The 19,539-nt window shown below is 31.1% G+C and carries 21 protein-coding genes; 10 read left to right on the forward strand and 11 right to left on the reverse strand.

Features of this window, described 5'->3' with window-relative positions; all coding sequences use genetic code 11:
- Positions 1 to 11: 11 nt before the first annotated feature.
- The 3 genes from ACQ629_RS05820 to ACQ629_RS05830 all read left to right on the forward strand — a co-directional run bounded on the left by ACQ629_RS05820 (position 12) and on the right by ACQ629_RS05830 (position 2,315).
- Positions 12 to 302 carry a hypothetical protein gene (locus ACQ629_RS05820; protein WP_483707003.1) on the forward strand — a complete coding sequence of 97 codons (291 nt, stop codon included), beginning with the start codon at positions 12 to 14 and terminating at the stop codon, positions 300 to 302.
- Between the two features lie 257 nt (positions 303 to 559).
- Positions 560 to 904 carry a DUF1842 domain-containing protein gene (locus ACQ629_RS05825; protein WP_483707004.1) on the forward strand — a complete coding sequence of 115 codons (345 nt, stop codon included), beginning with the start codon at positions 560 to 562 and terminating at the stop codon, positions 902 to 904.
- A gap of 82 nt (positions 905 to 986) precedes the next feature.
- Positions 987 to 2,315, forward strand: coding sequence for a beta-1,3-glucanase family protein (locus ACQ629_RS05830; protein WP_483707005.1), 1,329 nt, complete (start codon positions 987 to 989; stop codon positions 2,313 to 2,315).
- Between the two features lie 96 nt (positions 2,316 to 2,411).
- Here the strand turns inward: ACQ629_RS05830 and ade are convergent, their stop codons facing one another.
- The 3 genes from ade to ACQ629_RS05845 form a co-directional block, all read right to left on the reverse strand.
- Positions 2,412 to 4,034: an adenine deaminase gene (gene ade, locus ACQ629_RS05835; RefSeq protein WP_483707006.1), complete on the reverse strand. Its 1,623-nt coding sequence runs from the start codon at positions 4,032 to 4,034 to the stop codon at positions 2,412 to 2,414.
- 76 nt (positions 4,035 to 4,110) lie between these two features.
- Positions 4,111 to 5,721 (reverse strand): phosphoenolpyruvate carboxykinase (ATP), encoded by a 1,611-nt coding sequence (pckA, locus tag ACQ629_RS05840; protein WP_483707007.1) that lies wholly within the window; start codon positions 5,719 to 5,721, stop codon positions 4,111 to 4,113.
- Positions 5,722 to 5,811: 90 nt separating this feature from the next.
- A complete protein-coding gene (locus ACQ629_RS05845; protein ID WP_483707008.1) occupies positions 5,812 to 6,189 on the reverse strand; it encodes a DUF423 domain-containing protein in 378 nt (125 codons plus the stop codon).
- Positions 6,190 to 6,269: 80 nt separating this feature from the next.
- Here ACQ629_RS05845 and ACQ629_RS05850 point away from each other — a divergent pair, with 80 nt between their 5' ends.
- The 3 genes from ACQ629_RS05850 to ACQ629_RS05860 all read left to right on the forward strand — a co-directional run bounded on the left by ACQ629_RS05850 (position 6,270) and on the right by ACQ629_RS05860 (position 9,706).
- Entirely contained in the window at positions 6,270 to 7,640 is a 1,371-nt protein-coding gene (locus tag ACQ629_RS05850) for a saccharopine dehydrogenase family protein (protein WP_483707009.1), read from the forward strand.
- Between the two features lie 254 nt (positions 7,641 to 7,894).
- Positions 7,895 to 8,746 (forward strand): alpha/beta fold hydrolase, encoded by an 852-nt coding sequence (locus ACQ629_RS05855; protein ID WP_483707010.1) that lies wholly within the window; start codon positions 7,895 to 7,897, stop codon positions 8,744 to 8,746.
- A 198-nt stretch (positions 8,747 to 8,944) separates the two neighbouring features.
- Positions 8,945 to 9,706: an SH3 domain-containing protein gene (locus tag ACQ629_RS05860; protein ID WP_483707011.1), complete on the forward strand. Its 762-nt coding sequence runs from the start codon at positions 8,945 to 8,947 to the stop codon at positions 9,704 to 9,706.
- Positions 9,707 to 10,165: 459 nt separating this feature from the next.
- On the opposite strand, the gene ACQ629_RS05865 is transcribed toward ACQ629_RS05860, so the two are convergent.
- The 4 genes from ACQ629_RS05865 to ACQ629_RS05880 form a co-directional block, all read right to left on the reverse strand.
- Positions 10,166 to 10,885 (reverse strand): tRNA1(Val) (adenine(37)-N6)-methyltransferase, encoded by a 720-nt coding sequence (locus ACQ629_RS05865; protein ID WP_483707012.1) that lies wholly within the window; start codon positions 10,883 to 10,885, stop codon positions 10,166 to 10,168.
- Positions 10,886 to 11,017 (reverse strand): hypothetical protein, encoded by a 132-nt coding sequence (locus tag ACQ629_RS05870; protein ID WP_483707013.1) that lies wholly within the window; start codon positions 11,015 to 11,017, stop codon positions 10,886 to 10,888.
- A 161-nt stretch (positions 11,018 to 11,178) separates the two neighbouring features.
- Positions 11,179 to 11,838, reverse strand: coding sequence for a tRNA (5-methylaminomethyl-2-thiouridine)(34)-methyltransferase MnmC2 (mnmC2, locus tag ACQ629_RS05875; protein WP_483707172.1), 660 nt, complete (start codon positions 11,836 to 11,838; stop codon positions 11,179 to 11,181).
- Positions 11,839 to 11,848: 10 nt separating this feature from the next.
- Entirely contained in the window at positions 11,849 to 12,346 is a 498-nt protein-coding gene (locus ACQ629_RS05880) for a DUF4920 domain-containing protein (protein WP_483707014.1), read from the reverse strand.
- 119 nt (positions 12,347 to 12,465) lie between these two features.
- Between ACQ629_RS05880 and ACQ629_RS05885 the strand changes: the two genes are divergently transcribed.
- A complete protein-coding gene (locus ACQ629_RS05885) occupies positions 12,466 to 13,515 on the forward strand; it encodes a branched-chain amino acid aminotransferase (RefSeq protein ID WP_483707015.1) in 1,050 nt (349 codons plus the stop codon).
- Between the two features lie 47 nt (positions 13,516 to 13,562).
- A complete protein-coding gene (locus tag ACQ629_RS05890) occupies positions 13,563 to 14,606 on the forward strand; it encodes a TlpA family protein disulfide reductase (protein WP_483707016.1) in 1,044 nt (347 codons plus the stop codon).
- A gap of 58 nt (positions 14,607 to 14,664) precedes the next feature.
- Here ACQ629_RS05890 and ACQ629_RS05895 read toward each other — a convergent pair whose 3' ends face one another.
- Positions 14,665 to 15,048: a pyrophosphohydrolase domain-containing protein gene (locus ACQ629_RS05895; protein ID WP_483707017.1), complete on the reverse strand. Its 384-nt coding sequence runs from the start codon at positions 15,046 to 15,048 to the stop codon at positions 14,665 to 14,667.
- A 103-nt stretch (positions 15,049 to 15,151) separates the two neighbouring features.
- Between ACQ629_RS05895 and ACQ629_RS05900 the strand changes: the two genes are divergently transcribed.
- A complete protein-coding gene (locus ACQ629_RS05900) occupies positions 15,152 to 15,367 on the forward strand; it encodes a hypothetical protein (protein ID WP_255554355.1) in 216 nt (71 codons plus the stop codon).
- Here ACQ629_RS05900 and ACQ629_RS05905 read toward each other — a convergent pair.
- The 3 genes from ACQ629_RS05905 to ACQ629_RS05915 form a co-directional block, all read right to left on the reverse strand.
- Positions 15,364 to 16,284, reverse strand: a complete 921-nt coding sequence (locus tag ACQ629_RS05905) for an ion channel (protein WP_483707018.1) — start codon at positions 16,282 to 16,284, stop codon at positions 15,364 to 15,366. The genes ACQ629_RS05900 and ACQ629_RS05905 overlap by 4 nt on opposite strands.
- Before the next feature lie 81 nt (positions 16,285 to 16,365).
- Complete coding sequence (locus ACQ629_RS05910; protein WP_483707019.1) at positions 16,366 to 18,411, reverse strand: dipeptidyl-peptidase 3 family protein; 2,046 nt, start codon at positions 18,409 to 18,411, stop codon at positions 16,366 to 16,368.
- 46 nt (positions 18,412 to 18,457) lie between these two features.
- A complete protein-coding gene (locus ACQ629_RS05915) occupies positions 18,458 to 19,018 on the reverse strand; it encodes a DNA-3-methyladenine glycosylase I (protein WP_483707020.1) in 561 nt (186 codons plus the stop codon).
- A 99-nt stretch (positions 19,019 to 19,117) separates the two neighbouring features.
- Here ACQ629_RS05915 and ACQ629_RS05920 point away from each other — a divergent pair, with 99 nt between their 5' ends.
- Positions 19,118 to 19,525, forward strand: coding sequence for a DUF6146 family protein (locus tag ACQ629_RS05920; RefSeq protein ID WP_483707021.1), 408 nt, complete (start codon positions 19,118 to 19,120; stop codon positions 19,523 to 19,525).
- Positions 19,526 to 19,539 lie beyond the last annotated feature (14 nt).

A 19,539-nucleotide genomic window follows, 5' to 3' on the forward strand; every position in this document is an offset into this window, starting at 1 on the left:
AAACTATAAAAATGAGCACTTTAACACAACAACAAGTAATACCACAAGTAAACGAAACTAATAATTCTATTAATAACGATAGACCATGGGGACAGTTTGGATGTATAGGAACTGCCTATGGTAAAGTTGTAGCTAACTTTCATCCTAGTAGCGATAAAAACAAATATTATACTGTAGTCGTTCCTTCTAATTTAGAAAAATTTGTTTTAATAGCCTTAGAGAATAAATTAACAGTTTTAGCTTCCTTTGATGGAGGTATTAAATCATATGCTAGTATTTCGGACCTAGCTATCTATAATTAATCTAATAATTCATATAACCTCCGTTTTAAATTTAAAACTGAGGTTATTTTATTTCCAACGAAATAAACTTAAACTTATTTTCGTCAATTAACCCTAATAAGCCATTAGCTTGTGTAATCTGGTCATAAGGAAATAATTCTATCTCTTTTAGCGTAGCAAAAAAACTGCAGCAGTAGTTTAATTATCAATCTTAAAAACAAAATATTATTTCAACAACAATAAACACCTCAGTAGAAACAGTATATTTTAAAGGCACAATGGGCTTTGTACCGAATCTTTTAGCAACGATCGTTAATTTTCCTTTATTAGTACAACCAGAAAATCATACCGTAAGTGGAACTACTACAATTAATGTAGGTGCTGATAAGAAAACATATATAGGTAAAGTAACTGGTACTGTTTACTCAACTGGTTATGGTGATATCGCCCGAGTACTAAGCTTAAACGGAAGTATTCCTTCTGACAACAAATTAACTCCATTACAATTTCCTTTCGAAGCAAACATGGCTTTAAAAGCTGATTGGAATGGTGAAGGTGGATTCACTTTCCAAGGACAGCACCAAGAAAAAGTACCTGTTACTGCAAACACTTTTAACTTATAATACAAATTACAATGAAAACTCTGTGATAGTTTACTTACATGGAGTTTTTTCATTATTTACTAACCAAACTCTACTACAAATTATGAGCACATTAAACGTAAGATTTAACAAAGGAAACGATGTTACCCAAAAAGACATTTATATTGGTTTTGTTTCAGGGAGCACCAACAATAAATTTAACATTAGTTATAAAGCTGGAGATTTAGAACCTTTAGAAATTGATATCAAACCGTTAAACACAGTTGCAGGCCTTGGAAATTGGTATACTTATGAAGAGCTAAAGAAAGGTATTCAAATACAAAATTTTAGTGGTCGTATTTATATATCATACGGAAAAACTTGGACAGTTTTAGATAGTGGTTATGAACCTGCTCAAAACATTACAGATCCTAACTTTTTTCTTCGTTACGATAAAATGGAACTTACTTTTAATGGTGCTGCTACTGATGTTGCAGATTTAACAAGCATAGATTATTGGAGTATTCCTATGAAATTAGAAACTTCACTTAACGGAACAACTCCCGTACAAACAGATTACGGATTAAAACAAGGTGTTACTACAACTCATGTATATAATTCTTTAAGTGCTTTAACAAAAACACCTAAATCTGGTTTACCAAACGCAAAACCTGCTTTGGTTCCTGGAAGTTTTAAACAGCACTCAAATCAACCAGGATCTGGATTTGCAAGAATTATAGGACCATCTTCGTACCCTCCTATAAATGGAGTACCTATAACACCTTATCATCTTTTTGATTCTTACCTAACATACCTGAGTGACAACTTTGGAAAAGCGCCTAAATCTGGTGCTATTTCTATAAATGGATTAGGAAAAGGTGTAATTGCAAATATCGCTGGTCATTTTAACGGTGTAGGACCAAATGTTCCTTCTTCTGGTCCACAGAGTGCTCAAAAATATGATTTAAAAGCAATAATAGATGATAACTTAGATATTACATTAAACGGAACTATTGGAGATAATGAAACTACAATGTTTTACAAAAAAGATGACTTAACTAATCCTAATGGAATTTATGGAGCTAATGCTATGTTTTCTTTAAATGGAGCTACTAAACAAAGTCCTGCTAACGATGTTTACGGTTGGATTACTGGAGATTTATTAGCTGGTTTTAATATTGGTGCTATTGGCTCTACTACTTCTATTGATGGAGCACAAGCTGGAGCTATGAAAAGTAGTGATTGGTTTTCTAAAATCCCAAACACTTCATTATTTGGAAACTTACAAAGCAACAATGCTTATTATAATGAGTATGCTGAAACTTTACAAAAGCTATCTGACGCCTACAATTTCGCATATTCAGATCGTTTCTCTGCTGTACAAGTATCATTAAATCCTGCTAAAACAAACACGCTTGAGGTTTCATTTTTTAATGTTGAAATTTCATTATAAAACAACACGAACTACAACTTACATAAAAAACAAAAAAGCCTGTTTAATTAATAATTAAACAGGCTTTTTTATAAACTTTTATTCTAATGATTTTTATTACTTTACTTCTAAAGAAGCAAACTGAAAAGTATCTCCATTAAACAAGCCTTTATCTGATAATTTTAACGCTGGTATTACTAACAATGCCATAAAAGATAAACTCATATATGGTGCTCGTAATTTACTTCCCATTTGTTTTGCCATTGCATCTAATTCTGCATACGCTTTCCCTATTTCTTCAGCAGGTTTATCAGACATGATTCCTGCTACAGGCAATGAAACTATTTTTTCTTCGGATGCTGAAACTGCACAAACTCCGCCTTTATTAGCTATCAATAAATTTACGGCTTTGCAAATAGCTTCATCAGAAACTCCGACTGCTATAATATTGTGAGAATCGTGCCCTACCGAACTAGCGATTGCTCCTTCTTTTAATCCGAAGTTTTTTATAAATGCTATTGATGGCTCAGCATTTTTATAACGATTCACAACCGTCATTTTTAACACATCAGTTTCTGTGTTAGAAACTAAATTCCCGTCTTTTATCAAAGCATCCGCCTTAACTTCATTCGTTACCAATTCACCATCTAATGCTTCAATAACTCTAATTTTTGTAGCAGTAGATTTAAACTCAAAATCAACTACTTTCTTTTTATCTGTATTAAAATTATTCAGCACTTCAAAAGGAACTGACTTTACAAACGATTTTCCGCTTTCAGCAACCAACTCTCCGTTAATATACGTTTGTAAAACATTAAAACTCTTTAAATCTTTAACTACGATAAAATCTGCATCATCTCCTTGTTCTAACAAACCAACATCTAAATTATAGTGTTTTACAGGATTTACACAAGCCGCCTGCAATACTTTAAAAACATCAATTCCTTTTGCTACCGCACGCTCACATAACTCATTTAAATGTCCTAATAATAAATCATCTGGATGCTTATCATCTGAACAAAACATCATGTTTTCGAAATGCTCAGGCAATAAATCAATCAATGCTTCGAAATTTTTCGCAGCACTTCCTTCACGAATAATTACTTTCATTCCTTTTTGAAGCTTCTCTAAAGCCTCATCATAAGTAAAGCATTCGTGGTCGGTAGAAATTCCTGCCGATATATACTTTGTAACATCATCACCTCTTAAACCTGGCGCATGACCATCGATAGGCTTGTTATTTTTTTTTGCGTATTGAATCTTTTTTAAAACCTCTTCATCATCAAACAAAACCCCAGGATAATTCATCATTTCTGCTAAATACTTGATATCAGGATTTTCTAGCATCAATTTAATATCTTCAGAATCGATAATTGCTCCTGCACTTTCAAAAGAAGTTGCAGGCACACAACTTGGTGCTCCAAAATTAAATTTCAACGGAACTTTTTTTCCGTTTTCAATCATAAAATCGACTCCCTTTACCCCTAAAACATTTGCTATTTCATGCGGATCAGAAACAGTTGCAACCGTACCATGAACAACTGCTATTTTAGCAAATTCTGACGGCACTAACATTGAACTTTCAATATGAATATGTGCATCTACAAAACCCGGAATAATATAATTCTCTACAGCGTGATTTATCTCTCTTACTGCTGTTATTTTTCCGTTTTCAACCTCAACTTCTCCTTTGTAGATTCGTTTGTTTTGTATGTCTACTATATTTCCTTGTACAATCATGTTATTGGATTTAAAGTTACAAAAATAGGTAGTATTTGCGCATAAAAAAAGCATCCTTTCGGATGCTTTTAATTATTTATTTTTTAACATTTGGTGGTCCACCTGCTAAAATTTCAGCGTTTGCATTTTCTTCAAACTTCTTAAAGTTTTCTCTAAATGAATCTGCTAATTTGTGTGCTGTTTTATAATACTCTTCATCATTATCCCAAGCTTTTCTTTGGCTTAACATTTCAGAAGGTACTCCTGGACATTGTCTTGGTTGTGCTAAACCAAATACTGAATGTGTGTGGTAATTTTCTTCGTTTACATCTCCTAAAGCTCCGCTTAATGCTGCATTAATCATAGCACGCGTGTACTTTAATTTCATTCTGTGACCAATACCGTAAGGACCTGCTGTCCATCCAGTATTTACCAACCAAACGTTTACGTCTGACGCTTTCATTTTTTCGCTTAACATTTCTGCATAGCGAGTTGGATGTAATGGCATAAATGGTGCACCGAAACAAGCTGAAAAACTTGGTAATGGCTCTGTAACACCTGCTTCTGTACCTGCTACTTTAGCAGTATAACCAGAAATAAAGTGATATGCTGCTTGACCTGGCGTTAACCTAGATATTGGAGGCAATACTCCGAAAGCATCTGCAGTTAAGAAAAATATATTTTTGGGATTTTTTCCTGTTGATGGCGTTTGAATATTTTCGATATGATGTATCGGGTAACTTACACGTGTATTTTGTGTAATTGATGTATCGTGAAAATCTACATTTCCTTCAGCGTCCATTACAACGTTTTCTAAGATTGCTCCTCTTTTAATCGCTGCGTGAATTTCTGGCTCTTTATCTTTAGATAAGTCGATTACTTTTGCGTAACAACCACCTTCAAAATTAAAAACAGTGTTTTCAGAAGTCCAACCATGTTCATCATCACCAATTAAACTACGATTTGGATCTGTAGACAAAGTTGTTTTCCCTGTACCTGATAATCCAAAGAAAATAGCCGTATCTCCTTTTTCACCAACGTTTGCAGAACAGTGCATTGGTAACGTGTTCTTAAAGACTGGTAAGATAAAGTTTAATGCAGAGAAAATTCCTTTTTTGATTTCACCAGTATAACCAGTTCCTCCTATTAAAGCAATCTTTCTCTCGAAGTTTAAAATAGCAAAGTTATGCTGACGAGTTCCGTCAACTGCTGGATCTGCCATAAAACCAGGAGCATTAATTACAGTCCATTCTGGTGAAAAATGTTTTAATTCTTCTTCAGTTGGGCGTAAAAACATGTTGTGAGCAAACATGTTACTCCAAGGATATTCGTTTACAACTCTAATATTTAACTTATAATCTTCATCTGCACATGCATAACTATCACGTACAAAGACCTCTTTAGCTGACAGATAATTAGTTACTTTGTCGTAAAGTTTATCAAATTTTGCAGAATCGAAAGGTATGTTTATATCTCCCCACCAAACTTCATCTTTTGTAATATCGTCTTTAACGATAAAACGATCCATTGGTGAACGACCTGTAAACTCTCCTGTTTCAACAGCTAATGCGCCAAAACTTGTGTTTACACCTTGTTCTTTTTCTATAGTAATATCTTGTAATTCGTCTGAAGTTAATTGATAACGAATCCTAGCATCCTTAATTCCTAAGTTATCTAATGATATCGTTTTCTTATCAATATTTGTCATCTTAAATTAATTTAGTTGTGTTTAATTTCTCACAAAAATAGAACTTTTTGATTAAAATCATTAATCATTGAAAAGTTTTATCAACTATTATTATTTAATAACTTTTTTAAAAAACTGAAAAACCATCAAAGACCAACCTATAATTAGCAGGAGTCCTCCTAGCGGGGTTACAAACCAAATTGATTTTGCAGGTACATTTAATAAGTGTATTGCGTAAATTGATCCTGAAAAAAATAATATCCCACTAATTATAAATAAACTAATGACGTTTTTCTGTTTTAATGTAAACTCTTTAAACGTATTTATAAACAGTAATAATAAAACATGTAAAAACTGATACCTAACTGCTGTTTCAAAGCTTTGTATGGCCTCTACACTTAATCTTGATTTTAAAGCATGTGCGCCAAAAGCTCCTAAAATTACTGCGATGACACCTAGCACGGATGCTATTGTTAAATTTTTATACATTTACATTGTTTTTGTTTAAAATTAAACTTTTTTAGCGATATTGTGCTTTTAAATTTTAAGACAACAAAAGTACATTATAAATGAGGAAAATATTAATTATTGGCGCTGGTAGATCTTGTTCATCTCTTATAAAATATTTATTAGATAAATCTACACAAGAAAACCTACACATAACTATTGGTGATGTTTCTATAGAAAATGCTAAAAAACAAATTAACAACCATAAAAACGCGACAGCTGTTGTACTAGATGTTTTTAATGCAACACAACGTGTTGACGCCATTAAAAATGCCGATATCGTTATTTCTATGCTTCCTGCTCGTTTTCATATCGAAGTAGCAAAAGATTGTGTTACACACAACAAGCATATGGTTACAGCTTCGTATGTTTCAGATGAGATGAAAGCTTTAGACACCGAAGTAAAAGCAAAAGGATTAGTGTTTATGAACGAGATTGGCTTAGATCCTGGGATTGATCATATGAGCGCAATGCAAATAATTGATAAAATTCATGATAAAGGCGCAGAAATGTTACTTTTTGAATCTTTTACTGGCGGATTAGTAGCTCCTGAAAGCGATACTAATTTATGGAACTATAAGTTTACATGGAACCCAAGAAACGTTGTATTAGCAGGGCAAGGAGGCGCTGCTATGTTTATTCAAGAAAACACCTATAAATACATACCTTATCACAAACTTTTTAGAAGAACTGAATTTTTAAATATTGATGGATATGGTAAGTTTGAAGGCTATGCAAATCGAGATTCTTTAAAATACAGAAGTATTTATAATTTAGAAAACGTGCCAACAATGTATAGAGGTACCATTAGAAAAGTTGGTTTTTCTAGAGCTTGGAATGTATTTGTTCAGTTAGGTATGACAGATGATTCTTACACTATTGAAGATTCTAAAAATTTAAGCTACCGCGATTTTACTAATTTATTTTTAGCGTATTCTCCTACAGATTCTGTTGAACTAAAATTCCGTTCTTATCTAAAAATAGATCAAGATGATGTTATGTGGGATAAATTTTTAGAGTTAGATATTTTTAATCCAGCTAAAAAAATAAGCCTTACAAATGCAACTCCAGCTCAGATATTACAAGAAATATTATCAGAAAAGTGGACGCTTGAAGCTGATGATAAAGACATGATTGTAATGCATCATAAATTTGGTTATGAACTTAATAAAGAAAAACATCAAATAGAAAGCAGTATGGTTATTAAAGGTGATGACCAAACCTATACTGCTATGGCAAAAACCGTTGGTTTACCAGTAGCTATGGCCACTTTACGTATTTTAAATGGTGATATTACAACTCCTGGTGTTCAGCTACCTATTACGAAAGAAGTATATGCCCCTATTTTAAAAGAATTAGAAGAATACGGAATAACCTTTGTAGAGAAAAAAGTACCATATTTAGGCTATAACCCAGAAACTATAAAGGGATAAATTTAACTTGATTTTATATTTATTTTCTAATAACTTATGATATAATAAATCTCTATTTCAAAACAAAAAAACAATTATATTCAAAAAAGACATCAACAATATTGATGTCTTTTTTTTATGCAAAAACATTTTTATTAAAGAATAAATATAATTTGATTTTTAACCATTTTAAAGTTAATTTCGCCCATTTACCACCGCTAATCAAAACAACATCAAACTATTAACATCATTTAATTAAAATTTAAAAATCAACAATGCAAAAATCATCATTTTTTTTAATCCCTTTATTTCTTTTAATTTTTCAATCTAAAACAACTACCGCACAAGACAACTTTAAAACTCCTTATGGTAATAATAAAGCCGTTGGTAAATATGTTAAAATAAACGGCGCAAAAATTTATTATGAACAATACGGAAAAGGAGAACCGTTATTAATAATACATAGTTGTGGTACCGATATTAAGGCGATGGAATATCAGATTGATTACTTTAAAGACAAGTACAGGGTAATTGCTGCTGATAGTAGAGGTCAAGGGAAATCTGAATTGAAAACTAAGTCTTTAACGTATCTTAAAATGGCAAAAGATTTAGAAGGTCTTGCCAAACATTTAAACTTAACCTCAATAAACATTCTTGGTTGGAGTGATGGTGGAATTATTGGTTTAAAAATGGGGATTAGAAACAAAGTGAAGATTAACAAAATCGTTACCATGGGTCCGAATTTAAGATTCGACAAAACAGCTATTAATGAGTGGGCAATTCAGCAAGTTAAAGACATGCATGCTGAAACATTAAAAATGATTAAGAAAGGTGACACTTCTAAAGATTGGAAAAAAGAATTACAGTTAGATGAATTACTTTTAAATCAGCCTGATATAAGTCATGCTGAATTACAAAAAATAAATGCACCTGTGTTAATTACAATTGGTGATAGAGATATTATTAAAAACCAACATGCTGTTGAAATTTTTAATAACATCAAAAAAGCTCAATTATGTATTGTTCCTGGTGCTAATCACGGAATTCCTCGTAATAGCGCAAAGAATTTTAACGAAATGGCAGAGAAATTTTTAACAAACGATTTTGATTACAGCGTTAAAAACTAACTATAAAAGCTACATTATAAAAAACAAAAAAAACCTCAACAACACAAGTAACACGTTGAAAAACAAGAAACTACAATAGGCTTTTAGTTGTTTTTATTAAGAAAAAACACCTTGTTTTAGCCACAACCCAAAGATAATAAAAGACTGTATTTAAAGATGGCATAGTACTTGAATAAGTATATTAAAATACTAAAAAAAATGAAAAATTTATACCTCTTTTTATTTTGCTCTGCCATTATTTTTAAAGCAAATGCTATCACTAGCTACAAAAAAAACGACAAACTTTTTATTATAAGTCCATCCGGATTAAACCTGAGGAGTACACCGTTATCAAACTCTATAATTATTGCAAAATTAAAATTAGGAGACGCTGTAATTACCTTAAATAACAAAACAATAGAAAACTATCAAAACAACTCAATAACTATAGTAGATTCCTATAAATATGGTAAAGTAAACCTACAGGGTAGTTGGGTTAAAGTTAGAATTAATAACCTTGAAGGCTATATATTTGATGCTTTTACCTCTTTTATAAAACCTGCTAAATTTAATGGAGAAAGATACGGCTTAAAACAACTCTTTAATAAAACTCTTTTTATTAAAGAACACACTTTAAAGCTTAAAAACTTTGAAAATAAAAAAAAGGAAATTACTAGAACTTATTTATACAGTTATGGTATCTCGTTAACAGAAAATGAAGAAACAGGAGTAGCCTTTGTTTCTCCATCTTACGAAGAAACATACACGGTTAACCAAAAAATTACACTTCCTAAATCGTCAATAGAAGAAGTTTTTCTATTGATTCAAAACTCTACACAACCCTATGAATACTTTGATATAAAGCAAACCAATAAATACACCCTTGAAATTAGCAATGGGTATAACATTAGCTACAAAATTGAAAATTTCAACGGTAAAATTTATGTTTTATTTCACTCCGATCAAGGACTTCTGTGCTAAATAAAAAAATACTTTTTTAAGTGAAATTTTAAGCTCTAACAACTCAATACCAAAGAGACGCACAAGACTATTTTAAAACAATAAGAAAAACACACAATTACTTTTGCGAAAAAGGCATCTCATTTGTGCTACAACCCTAAAAAAATTAAAAACTTGGTAGTATTCCTATTTCTTATTATACCTATTTCTAGCCTTTTTCTTTTATTTTTAAAAGATGTAAAAAAGCTAAGAGGAAGAATTATAAATTTTTTTATAATAACTAACAACGTATTGTTCCTCGCTCCTATACCTTATCTATTATATCATATAAGTACTGTAATTGGATATTTAGCAGGGGCTATATATTCTTACCTATTTCCTCTTTGCTTAATTATTCAGGTTATTCTCTTAGTGCTTAAGCTAGTTTTTAGATTAAAGAAAAAAACTAGTAATAAAAATATCGTAAAAACTTAATACTGTTTACATTTTTAAGTAAAAATATTTTGTAAGATTAATATAGGCATCAGTATACTGGTGCCTTTCTTTTTCTATAACTAAGCCCTCTTTTACTATCTCTTTTTTCACAAAAGAAAACGACAATAAACTTCTTTTAATTTCAGATATCTCATTGCCTTTTACATGACAAACCTTATTTAAAAACAGGTTATTAATATTTGCTAACTTTACAAAGTCATTCTCTTCTTTAAAAGGAATAACAACAGAGAATACACCTTGTTTTGATAAAATTTTTGAAACCCCGATTATTAATTCTTCAAAAGATAATGACGAAGTAAAACGCGCTTTATTACGAGCCTCATTTTCGGTTTGAAAATCATCAGTATAAAATGGTGGGTTAGAAACAATAACATCATATTGCTCTTCCTCTTCTGCCATTTCTTCTGCAAACTGATTAAAAGAAGCATTGTAACAAAACAAACGATCTCCCCAATCTGACTGCTCAAAATTCTCTACAGTTTGCTCATAAGCATCACCATCAATCTCTACAGCATCAATAGTCATTGCATCACTTCGTTGTGCTAACATTAGTGAAATAACACCTGTACCCGAACCGATATCTAAAAGAGCATCAGGGTATTCTCCTAAAGAACACCAAGCTCCTAATAAAACGGCATCTGTACCTATTTTCATGGCTGTTTTATCTTGATGCACTGTAAATTCTTTAAATTTAAATGGTTTCATTTAGAAAAATCTTCCGATTATTTTATCTGCATTAAAAAACAAGTACAACACAACAACCAAAACTAGCATTAAATACAAACCTTTTTTTGGTTTTGTTTCCTTATTATTACCAAAACGTCTTTTAAATTTCATTCTTAGTATATTTTTTAAAATTTGATAATTTCTAATTAATTCATCGATCGAATAAATAGAGATTACTTTTGGTATTCCAAGAAGTTCTCTACACCGTTTTAAACAAAATTACTCGAATTTACACCTCTCGAAAATCATCTTTTAATTGTATTCTTAACAAATTAAATTACTCGTTTTGTTGCTCGCAGCATTTCTCTTTTACCAGGAGGTCCGGGCAAACGTTCTACAATAAAGCCAACTGCCTGCATTGCTCTTCGCACACTTCCTTTTGCTGAATAAGTAACTAGAACTCCGTTTTCTTTTAAAGCCTCAAACATACGTTTAAAGATATCTTCTGTCCACAAATCTGGTTGATGTTCTGCTCCGAATGCATCAAAATACACTAAATCAAACGCTTCTTTATCTTCAATGTCCTTAAAAAACTGCTGACGCTTTGTTAAAAAAAAGTCTGTCGTAAGTTCGTGTTTGTCTTCCCAAGATAACGAATGCATTTTATCGAAAACTGCTTGTTTACTTGTTGCTTTTAACTCAGCTACATAATTCAACTTTGCAACCTCTTCGCTTACTACTGGGTAAGCTTCTACACCAACATAATTAACTGTTTTATCACTTTCTAAAAAAGTAATAAAACAGTTTAAACCTGTACCAAAACCAATTTCTAAAATAGAAATTTCTGATTTATTTTGTAGGGCTAATCCGTTTTTTATAAAAACATGATATGCTTCTTGTATTGCACCATGCTTAGAATGGTAATGTTCGTTCCAGTCTGGCAAATGGATCGTTGTAGAACCATCAGACGTGATTATAATTTCTCGTTTAATAATAAAATTTTTATTTCATTAACACTCCGTGCGCTAAGAAAGCATATTCTTTTTTAGGCGCTGTAATTTTTGCTATTTCTTCTTTTGTTTTACCAGCATCTTCTGCATAATGGCGTAATTCTTCAACGGGTATTTCTTTTACAAATGCTTTTCCTTCAACAATAACTTCACTTCCTTGACTATCTAAAGGCATAAAAAAACCATAATCTTTAAACTTTACCATTGTTTTCTTATCCGCTGCAGGCAAAACCATCCAACATCCTTTTTTAGTACAAACTTCCCCTATTTTAGATGCAAATTTTACGTTTATTGTGTCTCCTTTTTTTAAGGCATCAAACTTTGCTGACATTTGTGCTTCTGAAAGCGCGTTTGTACTTTCTATTTTTTCACCAAACGAAGCAAATTCAGTTTTAGCGGTTTCATTTTCTTTTACTTCTTGTTTCTTTTCTACTTTACAAGCTTGTAACAAGAAACTTAAAAACAGGCAATACGCTAGTATTCTTTTCATTATCAAAAGATTAAAATTATTTTACAGCAAATATAATTATAATAAGTGAAGTGGTTACTTTTAACAAATCTTTATGTTCTTGTTTTAGTATCTTTGCAGCACTGCAAAAACAGGATTTTATGAACATAGATATTCAGCAAATAGCACAATCAAAAATAGCTTCAGTAGATTTTAACAACTTAACTTTTGGTCGCACATTTTCAGACCACATGTTTGTTTGTGACTTTTCTGATGGAGAATGGAAAAACCCAACAATAAAGCCTTACGGCCCAATGTTGTTTGAACCATCGGCTAGAGTATTTCATTATGGACAAGCTGTTTTTGAAGGTATGAAAGCTTTTAAAGATGATAATGATGATGTCTTTTTATTTAGACCTGAAGATAATTATAATAGAATAAATGCATCTGCAAACCGTTTAGCAATGCCATCTGTACCTAAAGAGGTGTTTTTAGAAGGATTAAATACTCTTTTAAAATTAGATAAAGAGTGGATAAAAAAAGGGTTAGGAAATTCTCTTTATATACGTCCGTTCATTATCGCTACCGAAGGTGCTATCGCAGCTTCACCTGCCGAGGAGTATAAATTTATAATCATATGCTCGCCTGCACAATCATACTATGCGGGGGAGGTTAGAGTATTATTTGCTGAAGAGTATAGTCGTTCTGCAAATGGTGGTGTTGGTTTTGCAAAAGCTGCTGGTAATTATGCCGCGCAGTTTTACCCAACACAATTAGCTAACAAAGAAGGTTTTCAACAAATAATTTGGACAGATGCTGATACTCACGAGTACTTAGAAGAAGCTGGTACCATGAATATCTTTTTTAGAGTTGGTGACAAATTAATTACAACACCTACTAATGACCGTATTTTAGACGGAATTACTCGTAAATCTATCATACAGCTTGCAGAAGACAATAATATTGAGGTTGAAGTTCGTAGAGTATCTGTAGCTGAAATTAAAGAAGCTGCTAGGTTAGGTGAATTAAAAGAAATTTTTGGTTCAGGAACTGCAGCTGTTATAAATCCTATTAAAGGGTTTAAACACCAAGAAGATGTTTTTGAATTACCTGAAATTAACGATTCTTACGCCACTCTTTTTAAAGAAAAATTAGTGAGCATACAATATAATAAGGCTGAAGACAAGCACAACTGGAGAGTTAAGATTTAAGTGTCGTCAAAAAAAACTATCTTAGTCTCTCATAATCAAAATCATACATGAACAGTGTTAAAAATATAATATTAACCTTACTATCTATAGCTATAGGCTTTTCTTTGTCTTTTTTTGTTTTAAATACCTATTTAAATACTACTGAAAATGCAGACAAACAAGAGGTTGTTACCGAAACAATAGAAGAACTTAAAAAAGAAGCTGCTGTAGAAGAAGAGACTGAAGATGAAGATAATGACGAAGATGATGAAGATGATGATGAAGATGAAGATGAAGATGAAGATGAAGTAATTATAGATACTGAAACTGAAAACAAAGATGAGGCAGCTATAGATACCGAAATTGAAGATGAAGTTCTAGAAACAGAAAGCGCTACAGAAGATGAAAGCACTCCTTTAGAAACTATAAACAATAATGATATTCAAGAAAGTTTTGATAATTGGAATAGCTACAATAAGAAAAACATCGATTTAATGTCCACCTTTAATCCTCTTGATAATAAAGGAGCTATTATAGGGAAAGGCATGTTTTTAACCTTATTAAGAACGGGAGGTTATATTGCTGTTAAATCTGAAAAAGAAGGGGAAATTCAATATCAATTAACAAATATTGAAGGAACTGATCAAGAAAAAATAAAAAAATCAATTGTAAGTAAAGCTACAATTGCATATCAATATTTTAAAATGGAAGGAAAAAAACTTCCTAGTTATGATTTTGTTGATTTAGAAGGTAAATCTCATAATAAAGCAGACACTAAAGGAAAAATTGTCGTTTTAAAATGCTGGTTTATAACCTGTAGAGTTTGCGTTGAAGAATTTCCTCTACTAAACAATTTGGTGGATAAATATAAAGACGATAATATTGAGTTTGTTAGTTTAGCTTTTGATGAAAAAGCTAAACTAGTTGAATTCTTAAAAGCTAAACCTTTTAAATATGTTACGGTTCCTAATCAGAAAAAATACATGTCTAAAAAGCTAAAAGTAAAACAATACCCTACCCATTTAATTGTAGATACTAACGGTGTTATTATTAAAATGGTTAATAATGTAAAAACCTTAACATCAGAGTTAGAACGTATTTTAGGTAAATAACAAATTACTAAATAGCATAAATAAAAAAGCTCCTCATTAAAAATGAGGAGCTTTTTTGTTACTCTAAAATCTCTTTTATATTTGGTTTAAAGTAATTTGGCCCCTTTAAAACCTTACCATCTTCACGATAAATAGGATTACCATCTTCACCCAACTTACTCATATTACTTCGTTGAATTTCATTAAAAACCTCTTCTATTTTATCTTGCATTCCGTGTTCTATAATCGTTCCGCATAAAATATATAGCATATCTCCCAAAGCATCAGCAACCTCAACTAAATCATTATTTTTAGCAGCTTCTAAATACTCTTCATTCTCTTCTTTCATTAACTCAAATCGCAACTGTTTTCTATCATATGTTATAGCAACTGTTGGTTTATTTTGAATATTTAATTTAAACGCTGAGTGAAATTCATGCACTGCTTTTATTTTGTTCTTCATTATATTTAACTTTAGTTTTTTTATATTTTAATTACGCTCGAATAACTAGTTTAATTTTCTCCATTATAAAATCATTCTTTAACTTTGCTAAAAATATAATTTTATGTTTAATCTTATCGCTGCAAAAATGTTTACTCCTGGCAGAATTGTTTTTGCTAGTATATTTGTTATCGCTTTTATCATTTTAATGATTTACAGCTACAAAAAAGATGCAAAAAACAATAAAAAATATTACAAAAACGCAGCTATTTATGTAGCCATAGGAATATTGAGTTTAATCGTTCTTTTATTTCTTGCTAAATTTTTAATTAAAGGTTAATCCATTTTTTGCACCTCACTTAATTTATCGTGATTTAAAATCGTATAACCTTCCTCATCAAAATAAGAGGAAGAGGCATATTTCATATCTATTTCTAAATTAGAAAAATTATAAGAAGTTGCTTGATACACTTTTTGCCCAAAAGATTCTTCGTAATATTTAAGCAAAATATATACTTGCCCATCCATTTTTTTTATTTGTTCTTTTGTGTATTTAGATAACGGACTTTCTTTACCTATTTCATGTACAACCGTCCAAATAGTTGGTAAATACATTATACTATCTCTTTCTAATTTTAATTGATAGAATTCTCGTTTATAAACTCCAGCTTTGTTTTCTTCATTTAAAACCAAAGTAACTTTAATTTCTGGCTCAATCATTACCGTTTTTCGGTTATTCATTAATCGAAACATTAATGCTTTGTGCTCTTTAAAATCTCTCAACACTAAACTATCACTAAACCGGATAGCTGCTTTTGGTTTAGAAAATCGACCATACAACATCCCTGTAATAAAAGAAAAAGATAACAACCCGAGCATTGCTTCAAAAGAAGCTACGATATTAGAAGCTATACCATGCGGAGCAATTCCCCCATAACCAACAGTTGTTAATGTTTGTGCACTAAAAAAGAATCCATTTAAAAAATCATACAAAAAAAACTCATTGGGTTGTGTAATTTCTTCAATACCTATTAAAGTATATACGAGGCCAAAAAAAATGTTTAAAAAAGTGTATCCTAAAAAAACCAAAAAGAAAAATTTACCCCAAGACATTTCAACAAAATAGGTATATAAATCATCTATATTAACGTTTTTGTTTACATGAATTACATTAGAACTTCCGTCTTTATTAATAAGACCTCTACTGTTTTCTTGAGAGTTATATCCTAACCCTGGGTCTTTAATTTTTCTTGCCATTGTATTATTTTACTTTGCAAAAATACAAAAACCGACTCTTTTTAAAGAGCCGGTTTTTTATGATTCAATTAAACTAATTACTTAGTTTTTCACTGATAAAAAATTATAGTTTTTAGCGTAAAAATTCATTTGCTCTTCAAAAGTTGAAGGCTGCGTAATTTTTACATCTGTAATATTCCCTTCAGCATCTATTTCAGTTACTAAAACAGGGTTTACAAATCCGCTATAAGGCGCAGCTGTAAATTGCTTATTACGATCTAAAACTTCTTTATGAATTGCCTGATCTACTTTAACACCGTAACCTTCAACTAATGCTTTAGCAGCTTCAAAATCTCCTTCAGATTTAATTCTTTGCGTTTCTTTTAGTAAACGTCCAAAAATTTCACGAAGCTTCATATAATCATTTACAACAAAATAAGTTTTACCATCTTTGGTAACTTTCTCTATTACATTATCTTTTTGTCCTTGCTCAAATGACCAAGCAGAAACCCATTGACGATTTACCATGTGATCTTCTTCAATATCATCACCTAATTTAATACGAATTAACTGTGCCATTAATCCGTTTCTGATATAACCGTCATAAGCTGCTTTACCCACTTTTCTCCAATCACTTACCAAGCCTAATTCTTGTAATTTAGGATCCATTAAATAAAACAAACCAACTAAATCTGCTCTACCTTCTTCCATCGTAGATGCATAGTTTTTTAATGTTTCTTTTGGTTGCCCTACTCCTTCGTTTATTTGACCTGAAGCATGACCAATTACTTCGTGTAAAGCAGTGTGTAATTTATCTGCTAGTTTACCATATTCAAGCTCTAACTTTACTTCCTCTTCACTAAACGCAAACTCTTTTAATCTACCAGAACCACCTGCATTGTTATAAGCGCCAATTATATTTCCTAATGAAACTGATTTCGAACCGTGCTCTTGACGAATCCAATTATTATTTGGTAAGTTAACTCCAATTGGCGTACTTGGTGACGCATCACCTGCTTCTCCTGCAACATTTACAGTTTTATAAGAAACTCCTACTACATTTTTCTTTTTATGATTTTCATCTAAAGGAGAATTATCTTCAAACCATTGTGCATTATCAGATAAAACTTTCATCTTTTTAGACATATCAAAATCTTTTATTTGCACAATGGTTTCATAAGAACCTCTATATCCTTTAGGATCATTATAAACTTCGATAAAACCGTTTATCCAGTCTATATTTCCTTCAGTTGAAGTAGCCCAAGAAATACAATATTTATCCCAAACATCTAAACTCCCTGTTTTGTAGTACTCTATTAACAACCCTAAAGTTTCTCCTTGCTTTTCATTTTCTGCAACACCTTGAGCCTTCTCTAACCAATACACAATCTTATCGATCGCAACTCCATACATTCCACCCGATTTCCAAACTTTCTCTACCAATTTTCCGTTTTCACGAACTAGCTTAGAATTTAGTCCAGCTTCTACAGGATGCCCTTTAGGTCCTTTATAAGCCGTTTTATAAAAAGTTTCAACATCTTTACTTGTAATATCTGGTCCGTAAAAATTAATTGCTGACGCTAAAACATTATCAACTCCAGCTTTTTTATTTACCTTTTTAGCATCTTTTTCATTAAAAATCACCTCTAAAGCTTCTGCTGATAAAGTCACCTTCGTTTCTTTTAATAAACCAACTAAATAGTCTTTAGAAAAAGTAGGCTTTATTTTATCGTTAGAATAATGATGATGAATTCCGTTTGAAAACCAAACACGCTTTAAATAAGTAGTGAACTTTTTAAAATCTTCTGAGTTTTTATCTCCTTTATAATTAGTATTTACTTGCTCTAAAGTAGTTCTAATCTCTAGATTGTGACGATAATTTTGATCCCACATTATATCACGACCCGATAAACCAGCTTGCGTTAAATAATATACTAACTTTTTTTCTTTTAGTGTTAATTCCTCAAACCCCGGAATTTGGTATCTTAAAACTTTTATATCGGCAAACTGCTCAACCTCATGGTTAAACTTTGCTTCCGTTTTTACTCCTTCTTTTGCCTCTTCTTTTGTTTCTTTTTTATTTTCCACGCCACAAGAAACCAATAAGCTAACTGCAGCTGCAGTATACAGCATTTGTTTTAATTTCATTTTTATAGTTTTAAATTGATTTTTTCAGTTGATAAATGTACAAATTTTAAATTTCTTTATACCTAAAACAATCGGTTGTATGATCGTTAACCATACCTGTAGCTTGCATATAAGCATACATAACCGTAGAACCTACAAACTTAAATCCACGTTTTTTTAAATCTTTTGATATTTTATCTGACAGTTGTGTCGTTGCAGGAACATCTTCTCTTTTATCAAAGGTGTTTTTGATTGATTTACCATCAACAAACCCCCAAATATATTTCGAAAAAGAACCAAATTCTTTTTGAACTTCCATAAAAAATTGCGCGTTAGAAATTGCAGATTTAATTTTTAATTTATTTCTTATAATTCCGCTATCCAATAGCAACTCATTATACTTATCTTCATTATAAGCTGCAATTTTTTTATACTCAAAATCATCAAATGCTTCTCTAAAGTTTTCTCTTTTCTTTAAAATTGTAATCCAACTTAAACCTGCCTGAAAAGTTTCTAAAATCAAAAATTCAAACAAGGCTTTATCATCATAAACAGGAACACCCCATTCTTTATCGTGATACTCAATATATAGCGGATCGTTACTCACCCAAAAACATCTTTTCTTCATTTCATTCTCTTTAAAGTTGAAAATTACTGTTAAACAAACTAAAAATCAATGAAAAACGAAATAATTTTCGCAACTTTATAGGTATCCAATCTACAGATTATGAAAACTTTAAAATATTTTTCGACAGTAATCATCTTAATAATTTCCTTTTATGCTTGTGGTACTTCGCCTATAAAAAGTAAAACTATTGTAAAAGAAGAACCTGTTGTTATTAAAAACGACAGCTTAGAATATGAAATTACCATTATTGATATTGGTTTTACTACTTATTTAAACACCATTGCAAGACCACCTGGATTTCATTCTCAATTTTATTTAGAAAACAAAAACCGTGTGTTTGTTTCTATATGGAATTCTAGAGTTAATAACGCTGTTAACTTCAATACTAACATCTACGAAAATAGAATTGACTACGACTTAAATGTTAATTACGGCTACGACGTAAACTACAAACTTTTTAATTATTTTGAATTTGCACAACGTAAATACCGAATGACTTTACGCTAAAAAATGAATGATCT

It is taken from the genome of Tenacibaculum sp. SM2510, assembly GCF_057002845.1.